The sequence below is a fragment of the Novosphingobium sp. CF614 genome, from assembly GCF_900113255.1.
Classification (GTDB): domain Bacteria; phylum Pseudomonadota; class Alphaproteobacteria; order Sphingomonadales; family Sphingomonadaceae; genus Novosphingobium.
This window is the reverse complement of the sequence record NZ_FOOR01000029.1, coordinates 1-20813: the sequence shown is the minus strand read 5'-3', so window position 1 is coordinate 20813 and position 20813 is coordinate 1. Positions and strand designations below refer to the sequence as shown.

The 20813-nt window shown below is 65.8% G+C and carries 20 protein-coding genes; 7 read left to right on the top strand and 13 right to left on the bottom strand.

The genetic code is table 11. The features are described from left to right. Positions 1 to 103 precede the first annotated feature (103 nt). Both BM052_RS17855 and BM052_RS17850 read right to left on the bottom strand, forming a co-directional pair. Complete coding sequence (locus tag BM052_RS17855; protein ID WP_255406246.1) at positions 104 to 619, bottom strand: sterol desaturase family protein; 516 nt, start codon at positions 617 to 619, stop codon at positions 104 to 106. A gap of 181 nt (positions 620 to 800) precedes the next feature. Further along, positions 801 to 2354, bottom strand: a complete 1554-nt coding sequence (locus tag BM052_RS17850) for an LTA synthase family protein (RefSeq protein WP_255406245.1) — start codon at positions 2352 to 2354, stop codon at positions 801 to 803. Positions 2355 to 2638: 284 nt separating this feature from the next. Between BM052_RS17850 and BM052_RS17845 the strand changes: the two genes are divergently transcribed. Then, entirely contained in the window at positions 2639 to 3874 is a 1236-nt protein-coding gene (locus BM052_RS17845; protein ID WP_177198548.1) for a capsule biosynthesis protein, read from the top strand. 88 nt (positions 3875 to 3962) lie between these two features. On the opposite strand, the gene BM052_RS17840 is transcribed toward BM052_RS17845, so the two are convergent. From BM052_RS17840 to BM052_RS17805, 8 genes are all read right to left on the bottom strand, one after another. Next, positions 3963 to 4955, bottom strand: coding sequence for an aldo/keto reductase (locus tag BM052_RS17840; RefSeq protein ID WP_091149088.1), 993 nt, complete (start codon positions 4953 to 4955; stop codon positions 3963 to 3965). Continuing rightward, a complete protein-coding gene (locus tag BM052_RS17835) occupies positions 4955 to 5911 on the bottom strand; it encodes a Gfo/Idh/MocA family oxidoreductase (protein WP_091149086.1) in 957 nt (318 codons plus the stop codon). Before BM052_RS17835 ends, BM052_RS17840 begins: the two co-directional genes overlap by 1 nt. A 2-nt stretch (positions 5912 to 5913) precedes the next feature. Further along, positions 5914 to 6756 carry a class III extradiol dioxygenase subunit beta gene (locus BM052_RS17830; protein WP_091149085.1) on the bottom strand — a complete coding sequence of 281 codons (843 nt, stop codon included), beginning with the start codon at positions 6754 to 6756 and terminating at the stop codon, positions 5914 to 5916. A 1-nt stretch (position 6757) separates the two neighbouring features. After that, positions 6758 to 7204 carry a protocatechuate 4,5-dioxygenase subunit alpha gene (gene ligA, locus BM052_RS17825; protein WP_143084889.1) on the bottom strand — a complete coding sequence of 149 codons (447 nt, stop codon included), beginning with the start codon at positions 7202 to 7204 and terminating at the stop codon, positions 6758 to 6760. Further along, the gene (locus BM052_RS17820) at positions 7201 to 8226 is read right to left on the bottom strand and encodes an amidohydrolase family protein (protein ID WP_091149083.1); all 1026 of its coding nucleotides are present in this window, start codon (positions 8224 to 8226) and stop codon (positions 7201 to 7203) included. Before BM052_RS17820 ends, ligA begins: the two co-directional genes overlap by 4 nt. 3 nt (positions 8227 to 8229) lie before the next feature. After that, entirely contained in the window at positions 8230 to 9093 is an 864-nt protein-coding gene (locus BM052_RS17815; protein ID WP_091149081.1) for an NAD(P)-dependent oxidoreductase, read from the bottom strand. Between the two features lie 93 nt (positions 9094 to 9186). Continuing rightward, the gene (locus tag BM052_RS17810) at positions 9187 to 11307 is read right to left on the bottom strand and encodes an acetate--CoA ligase family protein (protein WP_091149080.1); all 2121 of its coding nucleotides are present in this window, start codon (positions 11305 to 11307) and stop codon (positions 9187 to 9189) included. Between the two features lie 23 nt (positions 11308 to 11330). Then, positions 11331 to 12170 carry a p-hydroxycinnamoyl CoA hydratase/lyase gene (locus BM052_RS17805; protein WP_091149078.1) on the bottom strand — a complete coding sequence of 280 codons (840 nt, stop codon included), beginning with the start codon at positions 12168 to 12170 and terminating at the stop codon, positions 11331 to 11333. Between the two features lie 88 nt (positions 12171 to 12258). On the opposite strand from BM052_RS17805, the gene BM052_RS17800 reads away from it, so the two are divergent. Next, positions 12259 to 12669 (top strand): MarR family winged helix-turn-helix transcriptional regulator, encoded by a 411-nt coding sequence (locus BM052_RS17800; protein WP_091149076.1) that lies wholly within the window; start codon positions 12259 to 12261, stop codon positions 12667 to 12669. Here BM052_RS17800 and folD read toward each other — a convergent pair. From folD to BM052_RS17785, 3 genes are read right to left on the bottom strand one after another with little or no spacing between them, the layout of a single operon-like run. Next, positions 12650 to 13564: a bifunctional methylenetetrahydrofolate dehydrogenase/methenyltetrahydrofolate cyclohydrolase FolD gene (gene folD, locus BM052_RS17795; RefSeq protein ID WP_091149074.1), complete on the bottom strand. Its 915-nt coding sequence runs from the start codon at positions 13562 to 13564 to the stop codon at positions 12650 to 12652. The two genes, BM052_RS17800 and folD, sit on opposite strands and share 20 nt — an antisense overlap. A 16-nt stretch (positions 13565 to 13580) precedes the next feature. Then, positions 13581 to 14447 (bottom strand): methylenetetrahydrofolate reductase, encoded by an 867-nt coding sequence (locus BM052_RS17790; RefSeq protein ID WP_091149072.1) that lies wholly within the window; start codon positions 14445 to 14447, stop codon positions 13581 to 13583. A 25-nt stretch (positions 14448 to 14472) separates the two neighbouring features. Continuing rightward, positions 14473 to 15873, bottom strand: a complete 1401-nt coding sequence (locus tag BM052_RS17785; protein WP_091149071.1) for a vanillate/3-O-methylgallate O-demethylase — start codon at positions 15871 to 15873, stop codon at positions 14473 to 14475. Positions 15874 to 16026: 153 nt separating this feature from the next. Between BM052_RS17785 and purU the strand changes: the two genes are divergently transcribed. From purU to BM052_RS17760, 5 genes are all read left to right on the top strand, one after another. Beyond that, positions 16027 to 16881 carry a formyltetrahydrofolate deformylase gene (gene purU / locus BM052_RS17780; RefSeq protein ID WP_091149069.1) on the top strand — a complete coding sequence of 285 codons (855 nt, stop codon included), beginning with the start codon at positions 16027 to 16029 and terminating at the stop codon, positions 16879 to 16881. A gap of 243 nt (positions 16882 to 17124) precedes the next feature. Next, positions 17125 to 18690: an AMP-binding protein gene (locus BM052_RS17775; protein WP_091149068.1), complete on the top strand. Its 1566-nt coding sequence runs from the start codon at positions 17125 to 17127 to the stop codon at positions 18688 to 18690. A 126-nt stretch (positions 18691 to 18816) separates the two neighbouring features. Continuing rightward, positions 18817 to 19263 (top strand): dihydroneopterin aldolase, encoded by a 447-nt coding sequence (locus tag BM052_RS17770; RefSeq protein ID WP_091149066.1) that lies wholly within the window; start codon positions 18817 to 18819, stop codon positions 19261 to 19263. A 203-nt stretch (positions 19264 to 19466) separates the two neighbouring features. Continuing rightward, positions 19467 to 19829, top strand: a complete 363-nt coding sequence (locus BM052_RS17765; RefSeq protein WP_218151576.1) for a protocatechuate 4,5-dioxygenase subunit alpha — start codon at positions 19467 to 19469, stop codon at positions 19827 to 19829. A 10-nt stretch (positions 19830 to 19839) separates the two neighbouring features. Continuing rightward, positions 19840 to 20679 carry a class III extradiol dioxygenase family protein gene (locus BM052_RS17760; RefSeq protein WP_091149063.1) on the top strand — a complete coding sequence of 280 codons (840 nt, stop codon included), beginning with the start codon at positions 19840 to 19842 and terminating at the stop codon, positions 20677 to 20679. Positions 20680 to 20813: the final 134 nt, after the last annotated feature.

The following is a 20813-nucleotide window of genomic DNA, read 5'->3' as shown; positions in this document are numbered from 1 at the left end:
CGGGACGAGCGGGGATGAGACGGATATTTAGAGCTTCGAACCGAAAATACGAACAACCCCGCTCGTCCCGAGCTTGTCGAAAGACGCTGGAGAGCGGATTGCCCTAACCGGCAACGGGCTTGCGGCGGCTGCGGATTTCCTGGCGCTTGCCGGGGATACCCGTACCTAACAGCCGATCCCAGAAGATCGCCGAGATCGAATAGTTGCCGTCCGTGCGCGCATAATGATGGCGCAAGTGGTGGCGCTTCAACTGCTTCAGGACCGGGCCGCGCATCGGCCACTGATGGCAGGCGTAGTGAATCGTATCGTAAATCACGTAACCCAGGCCAAAGCCGAGGAAAAGCAGCGAGCCCGGCCGGCCGGCCAGCGCCACGAAACCGGCCCAACACAAGCCCCCCAGGGTAACGCTGACGACGAGCGGCATCATGTTGCGATAACGATCGCCAGGATCGGCGTGATGATTGCCATGAATGAGGAAAAGCAGCTGCTTGCCCGCGGCCGAATCCAGCTTCATGTGAAACAGGAAGCGGTGCAAGGCGTATTCGAACACGGTCCAGACCAGCATGCCCAGCACCATCAGGCCGATGCCGCGTACCACATCGACCGTTCCCCAGCCCATGTAAGCACCGAAAATCAGGATCGCGGACCAGGTCGTCGCAAAAGCAAAAGGCGAAATCAGGGTAAGTTTTTCAAGCCAATCATTGCGAAACAACCTAATACGGTGCGAGCACGAAGCATTGCCAGACATTGCGCCTGTATGGACAAGAGCGGCAAGCGACTGTCAAGTGGCAATAAGGGCACTACGGGATGAACCGAATTTCGATGTCATCGCCCTCCGGCGCATGTGTTCCAGTGTGAACACATCCGGTGTGAACACAGGGTCCGTGCACCGCATCCAGGATGGCGTGGTGAAGCTCCGCCGGCGAAAGGTCGGTTCGCCCACCCGCCCCGGGCGCCAACCGTCCCTGGCCGTCGAAGCGGAGCATCACATAGGGGGTGTGGCGCGCGCCGCCCGGATCGGTCACGCCGGGGATGCTCGGGCGGTGATCGCCGAAGAACACCAGCAGCGCGGGCCGGCCGAGTTGCGCGAGACGCGCTGAAAGGTCGGCCAGCATGGCATCGCCGTTGCGCACCAGGCGCAGATAGCTGTCCCGCGCGCCGTCGGCACCGGCCGCTTCTTCCGAATCCCAGGGACCATGGTTTTCCATGGTGACGCCGTAGATCAAAGTCGGGCCGTCGGCCTGGTCCGCCAGCATTGCGATCCGTGCCGCCATGGCCCGGTCCGTCACGTAGCGCCCACCGTCGGACGGCATGGGCGCAAAGCCGTCCTCCCCGATCAGGTGATCGAAACCGCTCGCCGGCATGATCCGGTCGCGATCGTAGAATCGCATGTCGTGGGGATGGACAAAGACGCTGCGCCAGCCGGACCCCGCCAATCGCGCCGGAAGCGCATAGGACGTCTCGCCCAGCGCGGTAAGGAACGGGTCATAGCGACGGAAGCCGAGTTCGGCCTCGCCGCGGCCGAAAAGCACGCCGTATTCGGTCCGCATCGTGTAGGCGCCGAAGCCGCTGACGTCGAGCTGGCCCCATTGCCAGGCGTCACGGCGCGCCGCCGTCAGTCCCGGCAGTGCCCATTGCGGATCGCCGGTCAGGTCCACCGGATCGGCGTAGGATTCGCACTGGACGACGACGATCAGTTCGGGAACCGGCGCGGCAGGCGCGGCCCTGCGCTGCCCGGCCGGGTCGCAGGGAGGAGGATCGATCGTGCCGCGCCAGCGCAGCCAATAAAGCAGCAGCGTGGCGACCAGCCCATGGCGGGTCAGGTCGGCGTGCATGTCCGGCACCAGGGCCAGGGCCCGGACTGGTGCCGTGCGTAACAGGCCCGCAAGCAGCGCAAGGGCCGCGAGCGCCAGGCCAAGCCCCAGGAGATGCGGAAGGATCGCCGGGACGAACAGCAGCCACAGGACCGCCGCCAGGGCGCCGCCCGCCAGCGAAGCCACCACCCACTGCCACCGGGCGACCGCCGTGAAGTAGAAGCGCGGATGGCGAAACATTCCGGCGACCAGTGCCAGGTCCGAAAAGAGCAGCGGCTCCCCCAGCATGGCGTGCTTCGCGTTGGACGCGAACGCGAACAGCGCCAGGCACGCCAGCGCCAGCACCGCGCCCAGCGGCACACTGCCGGTCGCGGCCAGGAACAGGCCGAACAACACGGTCATGACCAGCCCGTGCAGCCAAAGGCCGGTCGCCCCGCGGCCCACGCGCGTCAGCCGTCCTGGAGGGCGCGGCCGCACGCGCCCGTCCAGCAGCAGCGAGCCGGCCAGCATCGCAGCGAAGATAAGCCAATCCCAGATCACAGTACCGACGCGTCGCCTTAAGGTTAATCCATCGCTGCGCCCGAACGCCCAGGATCGGCGAGCGGCCTATAGCCAGCCCGTCCGGCGCTGTCACGGGCATCCGGGGTTGCCCCGGGCCGATAAACTTTCTAACTGCGCCGGCAATACATCATCCTGGCAAGATAGGCACCCGCCGGCCCCGGGTGCTTCGCCCATCGCCTTGGTTGGCGATATTTTACGGAGCAAGGCCCTTCATGTCATCCTATCCCGCCGCCGCGTCAGGGCCCGGCAGTGCGGCCGGCCCGATGGACACGACGCCGCGCCGGAATATCCTGCTGCTGCAAGGCCTGATGGGGCCGCTGTTCCGGCACGTGGGGCTGGCGCTGATCGGCGCCGGTCACGCGGTCCACAAGGTCAATTTCAATGGCGGAGACCGCCTGTTCTGGCGGCTGCCCAACGGCATCGACTATCGCGGTTCGCTGGAAGACTGGCCGGCGACGCTGGAGCGACTCATCCGTGAACGCGGGATCACCGACGTCATGCTGTTCGGCGACTGCCGGCCGCAGCACAGCCTGGCCACGCCCGTCTGTCGCCGGTTGGGAATTCCCGTGCATGTGTTCGAGGAGGGCTATATCCGGCCCGATTGGGTGACGCTGGAGCTGGGCGGCGTCAACGGCAACTCGGCCCTGCCGCGCGATCCCCAATGGTATCGCGAAAGCGCTGCGCGATTGCCCCCCGTACCCGAACACCGCCCGGTGCCATCCTCATTTCGCCGCCGCGCGATGGAGGCCGTGGCCTACAACGCCGCCGACGTCCTGACCCGGTGGTACTATCCCTATTGGGAGAACCACCGTCCCTGGCATCCGCTGGTGGAAGGCATGGGCTGGCTGCGCAAGCTGCGGCACAAGAAGGACGCCATCGCCCGCAGCCAGGCACTGCTGGCCAGGCTGGAAACGCAGGAGCAGGACTATTTCCTGTTCCCCTTGCAGCTCGATTCGGACGCGCAGATCCGGCTGCATTCCTCGTTCGCCGGTATCGCCGATGCCCTGCAGCTGGTGATCCAGTCGTTCGCGGCCCATGCGCCCGCCTCGATGCGACTGGTGGTCAAGGAACACCCGCTGGACAACGGCGTGCGCAACTGGCGGGGGGAAACGGCAACGCTGGCCGCCTTCTTCGGCGTGGGCGACCGCGTGGACTACATGGAAGTGGGCGACATCGTGCCGGTCGCCGAGCGCGCGCGCGGCGTGGTGACGATCAACAGCACCAGCGGCACCCTGGCGCTGGTGCTGGGCGTGCCGGTGATCGCGCTGGGCCAGGCGATCTACGACATTCCGGACATTACCTTCCAAGACGGGCTCGACGCGTTCTGGAAGGACCCCGGCCGGCCCGATGCCGATACTTTCGCTGCCTTCCGGCGCGTGCTGGTCGATCGCTGCCTGGTGGCGGGCGGATTCTTTTCGGAAGAAGCGCTGGACAAAGTGACCCAAGGGGTCATCGCACGGCTCGAAGCGATGCCGCGCCTTACGGGGCCGGGAGCCTAGGTCCAGGCCCCCGCATCACCCGCTACCACCCACGCCGGCGAGCGAAACCAGCATGGCCGCGCGAAAGGCAGGCCAGGTGGCGCGGTGTTCAGCCGGCGAAGTCTTCGGTATCGATCGTCGCGCGCATCACTTCGGGATAACGGTGACCAGACACGGTCCGCTGGTTGAGGATGGTGCCTGCTTCTTCAAGCACTTCGGCGGGGACCTCCACCTGCTGGGTCCGGCAGTTCTCTTCGAGATGCGCGATGGAGGTCGTTCCCGGGATGGCATGAACATGCCCGCTGCGTGAAAGAACCCAGGCCAGGCCCAATTGCGCCGGCGCGATCCCAGCCCGCCGCGCAAGCGCGCTGAACCGATCGATCAGCGCCAGATTGCGCGGCCAGTTCTCCGCGCTGAAGCGCGGATGCGTGCGGCGCAGGTCTTTCTCGGGGAGGCCGGACGCATCCCGCAGGACGCCGCCCAGCGCGCCGCGCGCCACCGGCGAGAATGCCACCAGCGCAATGCCGAGTTCGCGCGTGGCCTCGAGCACGCCCAGTTCCACGTTGCGCGTCCACAGCGAATATTCGGTCTGCACCGCCGCCATCGGGTGGACGGCGTGGGCCTGCCGGATATGCGCCGCATTCCACTCGGAAACGCCATAGGCACCGATCTTGCCCGCCTCGATCGCCCGCGCCAGCGCACCCACCGAATCCGCGATCGGCACTTTCGGATCGAAGCGATGGAGATAGAACAGATCGATGTGATCGGTGCGCAGCCGGCCCAGGCTCGCTTCGAGCGAGGCGGTGATCGCTTTCGGGCCGCAGTCGATGCCCCGCCTCGGGCCATCGACGATGATCCCCGTCTTCGACGCCAGCAGGAACTCGCCGCGGCGGTGCGAGATCGCTTCCCCGATCAGCGCCTCGTTGGCGCCCTGTCCATAGATATTAGCGGTATCAAGGTGATCGTATCCCAGGTCCAGGGCGCGATCGAGCAGCGCCGCGCAAGCCGCGCGCGGGGTGGGTTCGCCGTAGGCCCAGCTCAGGTTCATGCAGCCCAGGCCCACCGGGTTGACCTGCCGGCCCGCGAGCAGCCGCTTCGCCATCACGACCAGCCGTCCTCCGCTTCGAGGCGGGCGGCCAGTTCGCCGATCACGCGGTAGCAGTCCAGCACTTGCGCGACCGAGCTGTTGGGTTCGCGCTCCTCGCGGATGGCGGCGACGAACTCCCGGTCCTGAAGCTCGATTCCGTTCATCGAGACATCGACTTCAGAAACATCGATCGGTTCCTCCTTGCCGTTCACCAGGTCATCGTAGCGAGCGATGTAGGTATCGGTATCGCCGATATAGCGGAAGAAGGTGCCCAGCGGCCCGTCATTGTTGAACGAGAGCGAAAGCGTGCAGATCGCACCGGTTTCGCTCTTGAGCTGGATCGACATGTCCATGGCGATGCCCAGCTCCGGATGCCTGGGTCCCTGCATCGCGTTCGCCGCGACGATCCGGCCGGCCTGATAGGCGAACAGATCGATGGTGTGCGCCGCATGGTGCCACAGCAGATGATCGGTCCAGCTGCGCGGCTGGCCCTTGGCGTTCATGTTCCGGCGCCGGAAAAAATACGTCTGCACGTCCATCTGCTGGATGTTGAACGCGCCGGCGACGATGCGGTTGTGCACGAACTGATGGCTGGGATTGAACCGCCGGGTGTGCCCGACCATGCAGGTGAGGCCGGTTTCGCGGCTTTTCGCCAGCACCGCCTCGGCATCCGCCCAGCTGTCGGCAAGCGGGATTTCGACCTGCACATGCTTGCCGGCCTCCATGCAGGCGATCGCCTGGGCGGCGTGCATCTGGGTGGGCGTGCACAGGATCACGGCGTCGACGTCATCGCGCGCGAGCGCATCGGCAAGGTCGGTCGAACTGTGCCTGGCGCCGTACCTGGCGGCGACCGCCGCGGCCTGTTCCCCGGTGCGGCTGATGATCGAGACGATTTCGGCCCCATCGATGTTCCTGAGGCCGTCCAGGTGCTTTTCACCGAAAGCCCCGGCGCCCGCGAGTGCTATCCGCACGCTCACGCCGCCGGCTCCAGAACGATGTGCCCGATGGCGGTGTTGCTGCAAGGAATATGGTAATGGCGATGCAGGCAGCGCGTCTCCCTGCCCAGCGCCCCGCGCATTATCAGCCACATCACCATTTCGATGCCCTCGCTCCCGGTCTCGCGAATGTATTCGACGTGTTCGACATGGCGCAGCGCGTCCGACGAACCGACCAGGCCGTCAAGGAACCTGTTGTCCCATTCGCGGTTGAGCAGGCCGGCGCGCGGCCCCTGGAGCTGATGGCTCATGCCGCCCGTACCCCAGATCTGCACGTTGAGGTCTTCCGGGAAGCTTTCCACCGCGCGCTTGATCGCTTCGCCCAGCGCCCAGCAGCGATTGCCGGAGGGGGCGGGATAGGTGACGACGTTGACCGCCAACGGCACCACTTTCACCGGCCATTTTTCAGGCGTGCCGAACATCATGGAGAGCGGCACGGTAAGGCCATGGTCGACGTCCATCTCGTTGATGATGGTCATGTCGAATTCGTCGAGGATCAGGCTCTGGGCGATATGCCAGGCCAGGTCGGGATGGCCTTCGACATCGGGGACCGGGCGCGGCCCCCAGCCCTCGTCTGCCGGCTTGTAGGATTCGCCGCAGCCGATCGCGAACGTCGGCACGATCTTCATGTCGAAGGCCGAAGCGTGATCGTTGTAGACCAGGATGACCACATCGGGCCTGGTCTCTTCCTCCCACCGCCTGGTCCAGTCGTAGCCGGCAAAGATCGGGCCGAAGTACTCGTCCCGCGTCTTGCCCTGGTCTACCGCGACGCCGAGCAGCGGGACATGGCTGGAGCCGACTCCGGCGGTGATCCGTGCCATTTCAGTTGCTCCCTTCATGGGCCGCGCCAACCGCGGCGGCGCGGTTGGCCTTGATCGAGCGGTTGCCTTCGGGCGAGCGGCCGCCATCCAGCATCATCTGGCGATATTCGGGCCAGGTCATGTCGGTCATGGTGCTGACCGCCTCGGCGAACGGCAGGCCATCGGTGGAGAACAGTTTCGACAGGAAATAGACGTTGCCGCCAAGGTCGAGCAGCGTGTTGTAGTCGCGCGCCAGCAGCGCCGCCTTGGCTTCTTCGCTGATCGGCCATTCGTCGAGATAGGCACGCTCGTCGGCCTTGAAGCGCTGCCGGTTTTCCGCCTTCATCAGGCTCATCGCGAACTGGTTGATGTGATAGCCCTTGCGCGCGCGCGCGGCGGTGAACACCCGCGTGCCGGGAATGTCCTCGAACTGCGCGAGGTATTCGTGGATATTGGTGATCCGGGTCATTTGCCGCGAGCCTTGAGTTGGGCGTCCAGCCGGGGAAACACCCGGCGCGCGTTGCCTTCGAAGATGGCGTGGCGCTCGGCATCGGAAATGTCGAGCGCGTCGATGTAGCGCTTGGTGTCGTCGAAATAATGGCCGGTCGTCGGATCGATCCCGCGCACCGCGCCGACCATCTCGCTGCCGAACAGGATGTTCTTGTTGTCGATCACGTCGGCCAGCAGGTCGATCCCCGGCTGGTGATAGACGCAGGTGTCGAAATAGACGTTGTTCATCAGGTGGCCCGACAGGTCCGGCTTCTTGAGCATGTCGGCAAGGCCGCGATAGCGCCCCCAATGGTAGGGCACCGCCCCGCCGCCGTGGGGGATGATGAACCGCAGGTTCGGGAAGCGGGAGAACAGATCGCCTTCCAGCAGCTGCATGAAGGCGATGGTGTCGGCGGCTATGTAGTAAGCGCCGGTCGCGTGCATCGCCGGGTTGCACGATCCGGAAACGTGGATCATCGCCGGCACGTCCAGCTCGCACATCGCCTCGTAGAACGGGAACCAGAATTCGTCCGTGAGCGGCGGATGCCTGAAATGGCCGCCGCCCGGATCGGGATTGAGGTTGCAGCCGATGAACCCATGTTCCTTCACGCAGCGCCGCAATTCCGCGATCGAAGAAGTCATGTCGGCTTCCGGCGACTGCGGCAGCATGCAGACCCCGGCGAACACGTCCGGGTAGAGCCCGACCACCCGCGCGATCAGGTCATTGCACGCCTGCGCCCATTTCACCGCCACCGACTGATCGCCGACATGCGGGGCCATGGCACTGGCGCGAGGGCTGAAGATGGTCATGTCGGCGCCCCGCTCGCGGATCAGGCGCAGCTGGTTCGCCTCGATCGTCTCGCGAATCTCGTCGTCGGAAATCGCGGGATAGGGCGGCGCGGCCTCGCCCGCCTTGAACGCCGCCTTCTGCGCCTCGCGCCACGTGTCGTGCGCCTGCGGCAGCACCGTGTAGTGGCCGTGACAATCGATAATCATGGTCATCCTTCAGTTCTCTCCCTGGAAGGCCGGAGACCGCATTATCGCCGCCAGTTTCGCATCGAGCCCCTGCGGCACCGGCCTGATCGCGAGTTCGCCCAGCGCCTGCTGCCAGCCGGCCGTGTTCCGGGTCATCATCGGGGCGACGCCCAGGCCCCGCAGCGTCTCCGAGGATTCGGACATTTCCGCCGCGCGGCGCAGCCCGTGCACCAGCATGCGGTCGAGATTGTAATCGGCCCGCTCCTTCCAGGACATCGGCCTTTCGCTGGCGTCGAGCGAGGCGAGGACTTCCTCGGTCACGTCGGCGGCGGCGGCGGCAAGCATGGTCTCCGCCGTCAGCGCCTCCAGCCCCTTGACCATGACCGAGCGGATCATCTTGATCGCGCTGGCCCGGCCGACCGCTTCACCGACCACGCGAAGATTGGTGAAGCCCAGATCGGAAAGGGCCTTCCGCGCCGCATCGGCCGTGGCCCCGGCCAGCAGCAGCGGCACTGAAAGCCGCGCCGGATTGACCGGAGCGAGCACCGCCACGTCCACATAGCGCCCCCCGGCCGCCTCGACCACGGCGGCGGCGGCCCGCTTGGTTTCGGGCGCCACCGAGTTCATGTCGCACCACAGCGCGCCCGGGGCGATCAGCGCCGCATATTCGCGCGCGGCCGGCAAGGCCTGGTCCGCCGTTACCAGCGAGAGCACGACCGGCGCAGCGCGCAGGGCCCGCCGGGCATCCCGCGCGGCGACCACGCCCGCTTGCGCCGCCGCCGTCAGCCGGTCCGGCGCGATATCGTAGGCTGCCGCGCCCTGCTTCCAGCCGGCCGCCGCGGCAAAGGTCATCCCCGCCTCGCCAAAGCCGATAAGGGCGACGTTCTGCTCCATGACGCCCCTGCTGCGCTACGCGGCATGAAACCGCCAATCGAAAGCGCCGGCGAGTGATAAGCCTGTGCTAAAGATGGCGATCCGGCGCGGCATTCAGCCGAGCAGCATCAGGGCATCGAGCGCGACCACGCCCTCGCCCGCCGGATGGAGAATGACCGGGTTCAGATCAAGCTCGGCGATGTCCGGCTCGGCAAGGAGAATGGCGCAGATCGTGCCGATCATGCGCGAGAGCGCGGCGAGGTCCAGCGGCGGTGATCCCCGATAGCCGGTGAGCAGGCTGGCGCTGCGCAATCCGAGCAATTCGGCAAGCACCTGCTCCTCTCCCATGTCGGGGGTGATGAGCCGCGCATCCTGGAGAATCTCCGCCATCACGCCGCCGAACCCCACCAGGACCACCGGTCCCCATTCTGGATCATTGCGCGCGCCGACGATCATTTCCACGCCGCGCCGGCCCATGCGCTCCACCAGCACGCCGTCGAGCGCGATCGCCGGGTCGTAGGCGCGCACGCTTTCGTGCATCGTCCGCCACGCTTCCCGCACGGCGTCGGCATCGGCAAGGTTCAGGATCACCCCGCCGGCGTCGCTCTTGTGCGAAAGCGCGGCCGACTGGGCCTTCATCGCCACCGGAAAGCCCAGTGCCCCGGCAGCCGCGACCGCTGCGTCCGCCGAAGCGGCGAAGCGGCCTTCCGGGAAGGGGATGCCGGCCGATGCCAGCAGCTGCTTGGCGCGGTATTCCGGCACCACGCCGCCAAGTTCCGCAAGCCCGGGGACCGCCAGGGGCGCGGGGGACCGGTCGGCCGGATCGTGGCGGCGATGCTCGGCCAGCCGGGCCAGCGCGGCGAACGCGCGCTCGGTGGTGGGGAACCATGGTACTCCGCGCGCCCGCAAGGCGGCGATATGTTCGGCGGGCATGTTCGCGCCTTCGTCGAGCCCGGCGAAGATCACCGGCTTGGCGGGCCCGCCCCCGTCGAGCGCGGCCAGAATGGCGGGGACCTTGAGCTGGGCGGTGATCGGATCGGACTGGATGATCCCGGCGACAACCACGCCGACCCGGTCATCGCCGAGCAGCGCGGAAATCGTCTCCGTGTAGATCGACGGCTGGCTGAGCCCTTGCGCGGTGATGTCGAGCGGATTGGAAACCGGCACGAAAGGGGGAAGCGCCGCACGCAAGGCGGGCGCGTTCGCATCGTCGAGCGGCGCCAGCGGCAGGCCCAGCTCTTCGGCGAGATCGAGCGTCAACGCCTTGAACGCCCCCGATTCCCCCAGCACCGCCGCCTGCGGGTTATCCATGGCCGGACAGCGCAGGACGATCTCGGCAATGTCGCCAAGCTCCTCCAGCGTCTCCGCGAGAATGACCCCGGCGCGCGCCACCTTGGCACGCATCAGCTTGTAATCGCCGGCCATGGCACCGGTATGGGTCGCCGCCGATTCCCTCGCGGCCCCGGACTTACCCGGATGCAGGAGGACGATCGGCTTTCCCGCCGCCCGCGCGCGCCGCGCGGCGGCAAGGAAGCGCCTGGGGTGGCGGAACTGCTCGACGATCATCGTGATGACGCTGGTCGCCGGATCGTCGACCATCCAGTCGACATAGTCCTCCACACCGCTTGCCGCTTCGTTTCCGGTCGAGATCGAGACGCTCACCGCCATGTCGCGCGCCAGCAGGGTCGTGGCGAGCACCGCCGCCATGGCACCGGACTGGGAAACCACGCCCACGGCCCGCCTTCCGGCAGGCGGCACGATGCGGGTTTCGACGAAAGTCAGCGGTACGCCGCCAGCATAGTTGACCAGGCCGAGGCAGTTCGGCCCTTCGATCACCATGCCGGCTTCGGCGGCGATGCGCGCCATTTCGTCCTGTTCCGCCCGGCCTTCCGGCCCGCCTTCGGCGAACCCGGCCGAGAAGACGATGGCCGCGCCGACCTTGCGCGCGGCAAGGCTGCGTATGGCGTCCAGCACGCCCAGGCGCGGGATCGCCAGCACGGCCACGTCAACACCCTCGGGCAAATCGTCGACCGAGGCCAGGCAAGGCCGCGCGCCGATCGCGGCGCGATTGGGATTGATCGGATAGACGGTTCCGGCAAAGCCGGCATGATCGAGATTGGTAATCAGGGTGGCGCCAAGCGCCCCCGGCTTGTCGCTCGCGCCGATCACCGCCACCGAACCGGGACGGATCAGCCGGTCCAACTGGGCGGCCGTGTAACGCTTTTCGGTAGTCATCGCCGCCCCTCTCCCGAAGCGCTTCAGTTGCCGATCCTGCTCTTGTCGAACACGCCCAGCCCGGGCTTGAAGCTCTTTTCGTCCAGGAACTGGCGCGTGGCCTCCTTGCGGGCCTCGACGCCGCCGAAGTTGTGGAGCGCTTCCTGCGCGCGGATCAGATAGTCCTCGGCATTCTCGTAAGTCATCTCGGTCATGCGGCGCACCGCCCACTTGGTGGCGCGCAGTGCATGCCCGTCCTTCTTGAGCAGCGCCTCGGCGATGGCGGTGACGCGCGCCTTGAGCTGGCCGGCGGGCACGGCCTCGGTCACCAGTCCCTGGGCCTCGGCCTGCTTGCCGGTAAGGTTCTCCCCCATCATCGCGTGGTACATCGCCTTGCGCAGCGGCATCAGGTCGGCAACCACCTTGGACGCGCCGCCGCCCGGCAGGATGCCCCAGTTGATCTCCGACAGGCCGAACTGCGCCTCTTCGGCGGCAATGGCGATGTCGCACGCGAACAGCGGGCCATAGCCGCCGCCGAAGCACCAGCCGTTGACCATGGCGATCGTCGGCTTCTCGTACCAGCGCAGGCGTTCCCACCACGAATAGGCCTCGCGCTGGGCCTTGCGGATCGCGCCGAGGCCAAGCGCCTCGGTCTCGCGGAAATATTCCTTGAGGTCCATGCCCGCCGACCAGGCATCGCCCTCCCCGGTGAGCACCAGCACGCCCACGTCATCACGGAATTCCAGCTCCTCGATCACGCGCCGCATCTGTCGGTTGAGCTTGGGGCTCATGCAGTTGCGCTTTTCAGGGCGGTTGAACGAAACCCAGGCAATGCCGTTTTCCACGGTACAGGCGACGGTTTCTTCCTCGGTGCGCTCGGTCATGGCAATCCTCGAATCTATGGATCATTATTGCTATATCTGATAGCATGGGAATTGCTATGTTCAATACCAAAACCGGCCCCATGCGGCCATGACCGATCCGCTCGCCCGGCAACCCGGGTATGCCTTGCGACGCGCCGCCAATGCCATGATGGGCGAACTCGCCGCCCGCCTGTCTCCGCTGGACCTGCGCATTTCCGACGCCTCGGTGCTGATGCTCATCGCGCGGCGCAAGGATGCCAGTTCAAGCGAGATCGGCCGGATCCTCGATATCAAGCGCGCCAACATGGCGCCGCTTCTCGCCCGGCTGGAAGCGGCGGGGCTGATCCGGCGCGAACCGATCGACCGCAAGTCCATGGCCATTCTCCTCACAGCGGCGGGCGAAAGCCGGCTGGCCGAAACCGATCGGATCATCGAGCAATTCGAGCGCGACCTGCTCGCCCGCATTCCCGAGGAGCATCGCGACCACCTGCTGCCGGCGCTCAATGCCCTCTGGCGCTGAGCGCGGGTCGGACCGCGCCCTGCAGTTCCCGTTCCGCGTCGTGCCCAAGCGCGGCGGCGAGCGTATTGGCCATGAGGCAGGCCACCGTCATCGGGCCGACACCGCCTGGAACCGGGGTCAGCGCGCCGGCATGATCCATTTCGGCGCTGCAAACGTCCCCGACGATACGCGTCGAACCATCCGCCAGCGCGATTCGGTTGATCCCGACGTCGATCACCACCGCCCCGGGCTTTGCCCAGTCGCCGCGCACCAGCCCGGGATGGCCCGCCGCGACCACGACGATATCCGCCTTGCGCACGATTTCCGGCAGTCCCTGCGTGGCGATGTGAGTCACCGTGACGGTGCATTCCCTTTCCAGCAGCATCAGCGCCACCGGCTTGCCGACGATGTTGGACTTGCCGATCACCACCGCATCGAGCCCCCGGAACTCCGGCACCACGCTGTCCAGCAGCAGCATGCACCCCAGCGGCGTGCAAGGCACCAGGCCATGGCCCTTGCCGGTCGATAGGCGTCCGACATTGACCGGGTGGAAACCGTCGACGTCCTTGTCCGGCACGATCCGGTCGAGGATCGCATTGGCGTCGACATGCGCGGGCAAAGGCAGCTGCACCAGGATGCCGTCCACTTCCGGATCGGCATTGAGCCGGTCGATCAGCGCCACAACCTCGCCTTCGGTCACATCCGGATCGAGTCGGAACTCGTGCGAGGTGATGCCCACGCGGGCGCAGGCGCGCAGCTTGCGGCCGACGTAGATCTGGCTGGCGGGATCGCCGCCGACCAGGATCACCGCCAGTGCCGGCCGCGGCAGGCCGCGCTGCCCGCGCCCGGCGATGTCGGCGGCCACCCGTTCGAGCAGCCCGTCGGCCATGCGCTTGCCGTCGATGACGATTGCCATGTCGCGCTCCCGTCGTTCAGGCCTTCGCGTAGGCCGCGATCCATTCCACCGTACGGACAAGGCCGCCGAAGGGATAGAAATGCAGCCGGACCGGACCGTGCTCCTCGCCCAGCCTGGCCGCGAAAGTATCCACCAGCTTGTCGGGCCCGGCGTTGCCGATCAGGTTGGTTATCGAAATCCCGTATTTCTTCATCACGCTGGCCGAAGCACCGACCCCGCAGCGCGCCGCGAAGCGCAGCAGCGTCTTGATGCCCGCCGGACCGGGAATGCCGACCCGCACCGGCGCATCGATGCCGTGCGCGCGCAGTTCCTCGAGCCAGGCGAGCACGGCGTCCGGATCGAAGCTGAACTGCGTGACGATCAGCGGCGCCATGCCGCGCCGCTCGATCTCGGCGACTTTCGCTTCGAGCACCTGCCAGCACTGCGCGGCGTTCATGTTCGGATGGCCCTCTGGATGGCCGCCTATGCCGATCGCCTTGATTCCGGCGCGTTCGAAGGCGCCCGTGGCGATCAGCGCCGAAGTATCGAAGAACGGCCCCTGCGGCTCGGGCGGATCCCCCGCGACGACGAAGCAGCGCTTGACCCCGGCTTCATGGACGACGGCCTGCAGATAGTCTTCGAACTCGGCCTGCGAAGTGATGCGCCGTGCCGAGAAATGCGGCATCGGCTCGAACCCCAGATCCCGCACCGCCCTGGTCGCCGCCACGCGCGCGGCCGGCTCTTCGCCGGGCAGGAAAGTCACCGCTACCGGCGTATCGACCGGCATCAGCGCCGCCGCCGCACGCAGCGATTCGATGTCCTTGGCGGTCATTTCCAGCGAGTAACCGTCGGTCACGCCATCCGGCGCGCGTTCCCAATTGGGATGGATCAACGGCTTGACCATGCTACGCCCCTTTCGACAGTCGGGTTCAGCGCTGGGTGCGCCAGCCTTCGGCATAGGATTCGCGCGCGACCCGGCTGTAGGGCACCGGCGACACGACCGCGCGAACCTCGATCTGCCGGTGCGGCTCGACGGTAGTCTTTCTGGTGCCGCCATTCTCCTCGCCCCAGACCACCCGCAGTTCGGTGCCGACGGGAATTTCCGGATCGACCGTCGCCAGGCTGAGCGCCTGCTTCTCGTTGTAGGAATACCCGGTGAACATCGACAGGCCCACCGTCCTGCCACCCGCATCGACGACGCGGTCGTAATTGGACGAGGCGTAGTTGGCCAGCGGCACGTCGAAGAACTTGTACTGCTCGCCATCGGGATCGAACAGCGAGGCCATGATCTTCGCCATGTCGGCGGGATGCCAGGCCAGCGTCACTTTCTTGCGCTGCTGCGCCGGATCGATCGTTTCCAGCACCTCGCGGCCATGGAAATCGTGGTCGAACTTGACGAACGGGCCGTAACCCAGCTCCCACGGGTTGAGGTAGTAGTCCTCGATATCGCCCGAAACGAACGATCCGCCGATCGAGCCCGTCGCCTCGTAGGAATCGGCGCCGAGCCATTCGCGAAAGCCCTTGAGCTTTTCGCCGGTGTAGATCGGCGGCAACGGCGAGGGGATCCAGCCGGATTCGAGCGTGTTCGACGGATAGGCGCGGCTGCCGCAGGCGATCAGGCCGAATTCCTTGCCCGCATCGAGGATCGCGGCACGAATTTCCTCCTGCTCGGCATAAGGCCCCCAGATCTCGAGGCCCGGCGCACCCGACATGCCGTGACGCAAGGTGCGCACGGCCCTTCCGGCAATGTTCATCGTGCTCATGTTGAAGAACTTGAGCTGTGCGAGCGGGCCGCCATGCAATTTCTCGATCACCGCCCAGGCATTCGGCCCCTGGATCTGGAAACGCCAGCAACTGCGGGTGACGGGCTTTCCCATCGGCCGCATCGGCGAACGATCGTCCAACTCTACATCGACGTCGTAGCCGCCGGTCGCCGCGTGATAGCGCAGCCAGTTCGAAGCCGGGGCACGGCCGACATAAAGGAATTCCTCTTCCTCCTGCCAGAAGATGATGCCATCGCCGATCACGTGGCCGTAAGGCGTCGTCGGAACGTATTGCTTGGCCTTGTTGACGGCCCAGCCCTTCGAACTGTTGACCATCGTATCGGACAGGAGCTTGCCAGCGTCCCTGCCGCGCAGATAAAGGTTCACCATGTGGTGCGACTGGTCGAACAGCACGGCGCCGTGCTGCCAGGCCCATTGCTCCGATCGCCAGTTCGAGAACTCGGGCGCGACGACCGGATAGACATAGGCGCCCAGCTGCGAGTTGCGCAGCATCGAGACGATATCGTCCTGCCGGGCAAGCAGCTGCTCAAGATTTGCTGCGGACATCAGGCATTCTCCCCAGTGCGGCCCCAATGCGGCCTCGCACAAATTTGTTGCGCAAGACATACGAATTTTTGTATGTCTTGCAAACAGAATTTGCGAGCCTGACCGTGCGGAATTTCAAAACCGCGCGGCAGCGCATGCCGGGGGAGAACTGAGATGCAGCAGGAATTTGTGATGACTTTGTCGTGCACCGACCGTCCCGGGCTGGTTGCGAGCGTGACGACGAAGCTGAGCGAAATCGGCGGCAACATCCGTGAATCGCAGCAATTCAACGCGACCGATTCCGATCGCTTCTTCATGCGCATAGGCTTCGATTGCCCCCATGCGACCGCCTCTTCGGTGGAAACCGCTTTCGCGCCGCTGGTCGGGCGACACGCAATGGCCTTCTCGGTGCGAGCCACGGCGGAACGCCGCAAGGTGCTGATGCTGGTGAGCAAATTCGATCATTGCCTGGGCGATCTGCTCTATCGCAACCGGATCGGCGAATTGAGCATGGACGTGGTCGGCGTGATCGGCAATCACCCCCGCGAGGCGCTGAACATCTCGCTTATCGGCGACATTCCCTATTATCACTTTCCGATCACCAAGGACACCAAGCCGGCCCAGGAAGCGCGGATCAAGCAAGTGGTCGACGAAACCGGCGCCGAACTGGTGGTGCTGGCGCGGTACATGCAGATCCTCTCGGACGATCTCGCCGCCTTTCTCTCGGGCCGCTGCATCAACATCCACCACTCGTTCCTGCCCGGCTTCAAGGGCGCCAAGCCCTATCACCAGGCCCATGCCAGGGGCGTGAAGATGATTGGCGCGACGGCGCACTACGTCACCGCCGACCTCGACGAGGGACCGATCATCCACCAGGACGTGGAAGCCATCGGCCATGCCGACAGCCCCGAAGACCTGGTGCGCAAGGGGCGCGACATCGAACGGCGCGTGCTGGCCACGGCGGTCGCCCTCCATCTGGAGGATCGCGTCTTCGTCAACGGCAACAAGACCATTGTGTTCAAGGCCTGAAACCCCTCGCGAGTCATCGGCCTTCACGCGTGCCGTCGAAGAACCGCTTGAGCTTGAATTGTTCGTACAACATACAATCTCGAACCAAAAAGACACATGGCAGAGGACGACCAGATCATGCATTTCGATCTGCAAGTGGGCGGCGGTCAGCCGGCTTCGCCGGGGGGCCGACCATGCTCGGCGGCCGCCACAGCGGAACGGCTCCGGCCGCCGCCGAAACCGCAAGGCTGAAGAGGCGGCCCCATGCGCAATATCGACTACTTCGACAAGCAGGCCACGCTTCATCCCGAACGCACCGTGCTCATCACCCAGCAGCGCGAAGTGACTTATCGCGAAATGCAGGTGCTCACCCATCGCCTCGCCGGGGCGATGCTCGATGCCGGGCTTCGGCACCAGGAGGCCGTGGCGATCCTGTCGCCCAACCATCCCGGCGTCGTCACCGCGATGCTCTCCTTGTGGCGCGCCGGCGCGGTGTGGATTCCCGTCAACACCCGCAATGCGCTTGCCGACAACATCGCCTATCTGCGCTATGTCCGCGCCGGCTGGCTGTTCTATCACTCCAGCGAGCGCGAAGATGCCCTACGCGTCAAGGCCGATGTCGCCTCGATTCACACGCTGGTCTGCATCGACGGCGACGACGGCGAGGTGCCCTCGCTGGAAAGGTTCATGCGCCCGGAAGGCTCGCCTCCGATCGCCGACCTTGGCGATCCCACCGGCAATGGCGATGATCTGGTGGCGATCATCGCCACCGGCGGCACCACCGGCCCCGCCAAGGGCGTGCGCGTGCCCAACCGCAGCTGGGGCACGATGCTGGAAACGATCGGCAACATCATGGCCTGCGAGGTGCCGCCGGTGTTCCTCGCCACGGCGCCGCTGACCCATGCCGCCGGCCCCTTCACCATGGCCGGCATCCTGATGGGCGCCACCGTGGTCGTCCTGCCCGGCTTCGAGGCAGGCAAAGTTATGGACGCGTTCGAACGCTACAAGGTCACGCACACTTTCCTGCCGTCCACCGCCGTCTACACCATGCTCGCCCATCCCCGGGTGCGCACGGTCGACTATTCGAGCTTGCGCTATTTCCTGCTGGCCGGTTCCGCGGTTTCGCCCGAGAAACTGCGCCAGTCGGTGGAAGTGTTCGGCCCTTGCATGTGCCAGTCCTATGGCCAGACCGAATTCCACCTCGTCGCCACCTGGCTTTCGCCAGAGGTGGTCGCGGCGGCTGCCGCGGGCGACCATCCCGAACGCCTCGCCTCCTGCGGCCGGCAGACCTATTCATGCCGGGTCGAGCTGATGGACGACGATGGCCAGATCCTGCCCACCGGCGAAGTCGGTGAGATCGTCGGGCGCGGCGGCATCGTCGGCGCCGGCTATTTCGAGATGCCGGAAGTCTCGGCCGAGACATGGGCCCACGGCTGGCACCACACCGGCGACGTCGGCCGGCGCGACGAGCATGGCTTCTACTACATCGTCGATCGCAAGAAGGACATGATCGTCACCGGCGGCTTCAACGTGTTCTGCACCGAGGTGGAGGCCGCCGTCACCGAGCTACCCGGGGTTCATGAATGCGCCGCCATCGGCATTCCCGACGAGAAGTGGGGCGAAGCGGTGACCGCGCTGGTCGTGGCCGATCCGGCGAACGCGCCGACGGCCGAGGAGATCATCGCCCACTGCAAGGCCCGGATCGGCAGCGTGAAAGCACCCAAGCATGTCCATTTCCGCGCGGCACTGGCCCGCACGCCGGTCGGCAAGTTCGACAAGAAGGCGATGCGCGCCGAATTCTGGGGTGGGAAGGACCGCTCGGTGAACTGACGGCACGGGCCGACGGCCCTACCGCAACTGGACTTGTCCAAAACCCGCGACGGGATTCGCGGGTCAACCTGTGGATCGCCCGAATCCCGGCGATGCCCGAATTCCGGCGATGGTGGGGAAGAGCGCATGGCGAACACGATCACAAGCGAACGGAATCCGGCGGGCCACGCCGACGGCACGATCGCCGGTGTCGTTTCCTTGCCTGCGCCGGCGACTTCCATCCGACAGACCGTGGGCGTCGATGATATCCGCGTGGAAGCGTTCATCGGAGTGCACGGCCATGAAAAGAACCGGCGCCAATTGCTGGTCGTTGCCGTCGAACTGGAAATCACCGCGCCGGTCCATGATACCATTGCCGATACGATAGACTACAACCGGATCGCGGATGCCTGCCGCGAGCTTGCCGATCGCGGAATCGGACTGATCGAAACCTTCGCGCGGCAGCTCGGGCAGGAACTGCTCGGCGATCGGCGGGTGCTGCGGGCCGAAGTCTCGATCACCAAGCCCGGCGCGCTGCCCAACGGCGTCGCACGGGCGACCGCAACCTTGATCCGGCCCCCTTCGCAATCCTGATGGCCCGGCGCCGGGCCAAGGCACGGGCCGCGTTGCCGGAAGCCCCGGGATGCATCGTCCGGAGGATATAACTTCAGGCTAATCACGTTCTGATTTGCATGGCTTCGAAGGGCGTGAAGGCCAGTGCTTGATCGCGATCAAATCGCCTGCGTATCCCGCCGCTAGACCCTGGCCCAGCCATCAGCGACCAGAAAGGGTGCGCCATGACGATCGAAACCATGATGGGTGAACCGGGCCAGCCGATTCCCGGCACGACGCTGTTCGACGGAACCTGCGCGCGCAAGGGCTATGCCCTCAACGCCATGTGCTATTCCTTCAACGATGCGGCCAACCGCCAGGCCTTTCGCGATGACGAGGCCGCCTACTGCGCAAGGTTCAACCTCACCCTCGATCAGCGCGACGCCGTCGCCCGGCGCGACGTGCCGGCGATGATGAAGGCGGGGGGCAACGTCTATTACCTCGCCAAGCTGGCCGGCATCTTCGGGCTCAATGTCCAGGATCTCGGCGCGCTGCAAACCGGCATGAGCGTCGCTGCGTTCAAGCAGATGCTGCTCGATCAGGCATAAGGAAAACGAAATGGCGGAAATCGTCGGCGCCTATTTCACCAGCCATGTGCCCGCGATCGGTGGCGCGATCGCGCGCGGAGACCAGCAGGCGCCTTACTGGAAGCCGTTCTTCGACGGCTTCCCGCCGGTTCGCGCATGGCTCGAACGGATGAAACCCGATGTCGTGGTGAGCTTCTCCAACGACCACGGCCTGAACTTCTTCCTCGACACGATGCCGACGTTCGCGGTGGGCGCGGCCGAGGAATACCATAACGCCGACGAAGGCTGGGGCCTGCCGGTCTACAAGACCATGCGCGGCCACGCGGCACTGAGCTGGCACGTGATCGAAGGCCTTGTCGCGGACGAATTCGACGTGACCACCTGCCAGCGGATGCTGGTGGACCATGCGCTGTCGATTCCCTTCGAACTGGCCTGGCCCGATGCCGCGCAATGGCCGGTGCGGCTGGTGCCGATCGGCATCAATACCGTGCAGCACCCGCTGCCGTCGGCCAAGCGCTGCCTCGCGCTCGGGCGCAGCGTGCACCGGGCTATCCACAGCTGGCCCGGCGGCGAACGCGTGGTCGTGATCGGCACCGGCGGCCTTTCGCACCAGCTCGACGGACCCCGCGCCGGGTTCATGAACAAGGATTACGACAGGTTCTGCATGGACAATCTCTCGGCCGATCCCGAAGCCCTGACGCGCGATTCGATCCACGAGATCGTCCGGCTTGCCGGGACGCAAGGCGTGGAAGTGCTCAACTGGATCGCGGCGCGCGGCGCGCTCGGCCCCTCCGCGCGCGAGCTGCACCGCAACTACCACATTCCCATCTCGAACACGGCTGCCGCAACGATGGTGCTGGAACCGGCCTGACTTTCACTTCCGGCCACGACCGCAATTTCACGAGCATCCGCAGGAGAGCCTTTTCGGTTTGCATCGGCAAGTGATTTTTGTATGCATTGCCTACAAACAGCGCCTAAGCGCGAAATGGCGGATGCAGGCCGGGG

Bases quoted from the DNA above. Each gene is read 5' to 3' on its own strand.
- BM052_RS17810 (WP_091149080.1), bottom strand. From the start codon at position 11,307: ATGACTACCGAAAAGCGTTACACGGCCGCCCAGTTGGACCGGCTGATC.
- BM052_RS17765 (WP_218151576.1), top strand. From the start codon at position 19,467: ATGACGATCGAAACCATGATGGGTGAACCGGGCCAGCCGATTCCCGGC.
- BM052_RS17845 (WP_177198548.1), top strand. From the start codon at position 2,639: ATGGACACGACGCCGCGCCGGAATATCCTGCTGCTGCAAGGCCTGATG.
- BM052_RS17790 (WP_091149072.1), bottom strand. From the start codon at position 14,447: ATGGTCAAGCCGTTGATCCATCCCAATTGGGAACGCGCGCCGGATGGC.
- BM052_RS17840 (WP_091149088.1), bottom strand. From the start codon at position 4,955: ATGGCGAAGCGGCTGCTCGCGGGCCGGCAGGTCAACCCGGTGGGCCTG.
- BM052_RS17820 (WP_091149083.1), bottom strand. From the start codon at position 8,226: ATGACCATGATTATCGATTGTCACGGCCACTACACGGTGCTGCCGCAG.
- BM052_RS17830 (WP_091149085.1), bottom strand. From the start codon at position 6,756: ATGGCACGGATCACCGCCGGAGTCGGCTCCAGCCATGTCCCGCTGCTC.
- BM052_RS17760 (WP_091149063.1), top strand. From the start codon at position 19,840: ATGGCGGAAATCGTCGGCGCCTATTTCACCAGCCATGTGCCCGCGATC.
- BM052_RS17775 (WP_091149068.1), top strand. From the start codon at position 17,125: ATGCGCAATATCGACTACTTCGACAAGCAGGCCACGCTTCATCCCGAA.
- BM052_RS17800 (WP_091149076.1), top strand. From the start codon at position 12,259: ATGACCGATCCGCTCGCCCGGCAACCCGGGTATGCCTTGCGACGCGCC.
- BM052_RS17770 (WP_091149066.1), top strand. From the start codon at position 18,817: ATGGCGAACACGATCACAAGCGAACGGAATCCGGCGGGCCACGCCGAC.
- BM052_RS17785 (WP_091149071.1), bottom strand. From the start codon at position 15,873: ATGTCCGCAGCAAATCTTGAGCAGCTGCTTGCCCGGCAGGACGATATC.
- folD (WP_091149074.1), bottom strand. From the start codon at position 13,564: ATGGCAATCGTCATCGACGGCAAGCGCATGGCCGACGGGCTGCTCGAA.
- purU (WP_091149069.1), top strand. From the start codon at position 16,027: ATGCAGCAGGAATTTGTGATGACTTTGTCGTGCACCGACCGTCCCGGG.
- ligA (WP_143084889.1), bottom strand. From the start codon at position 7,204: ATGACCCGGATCACCAATATCCACGAATACCTCGCGCAGTTCGAGGAC.
- BM052_RS17855 (WP_255406246.1), bottom strand. From the start codon at position 619: ATGGGCTGGGGAACGGTCGATGTGGTACGCGGCATCGGCCTGATGGTG.
- BM052_RS17815 (WP_091149081.1), bottom strand. From the start codon at position 9,093: ATGGAGCAGAACGTCGCCCTTATCGGCTTTGGCGAGGCGGGGATGACC.
- BM052_RS17805 (WP_091149078.1), bottom strand. From the start codon at position 12,170: ATGACCGAGCGCACCGAGGAAGAAACCGTCGCCTGTACCGTGGAAAAC.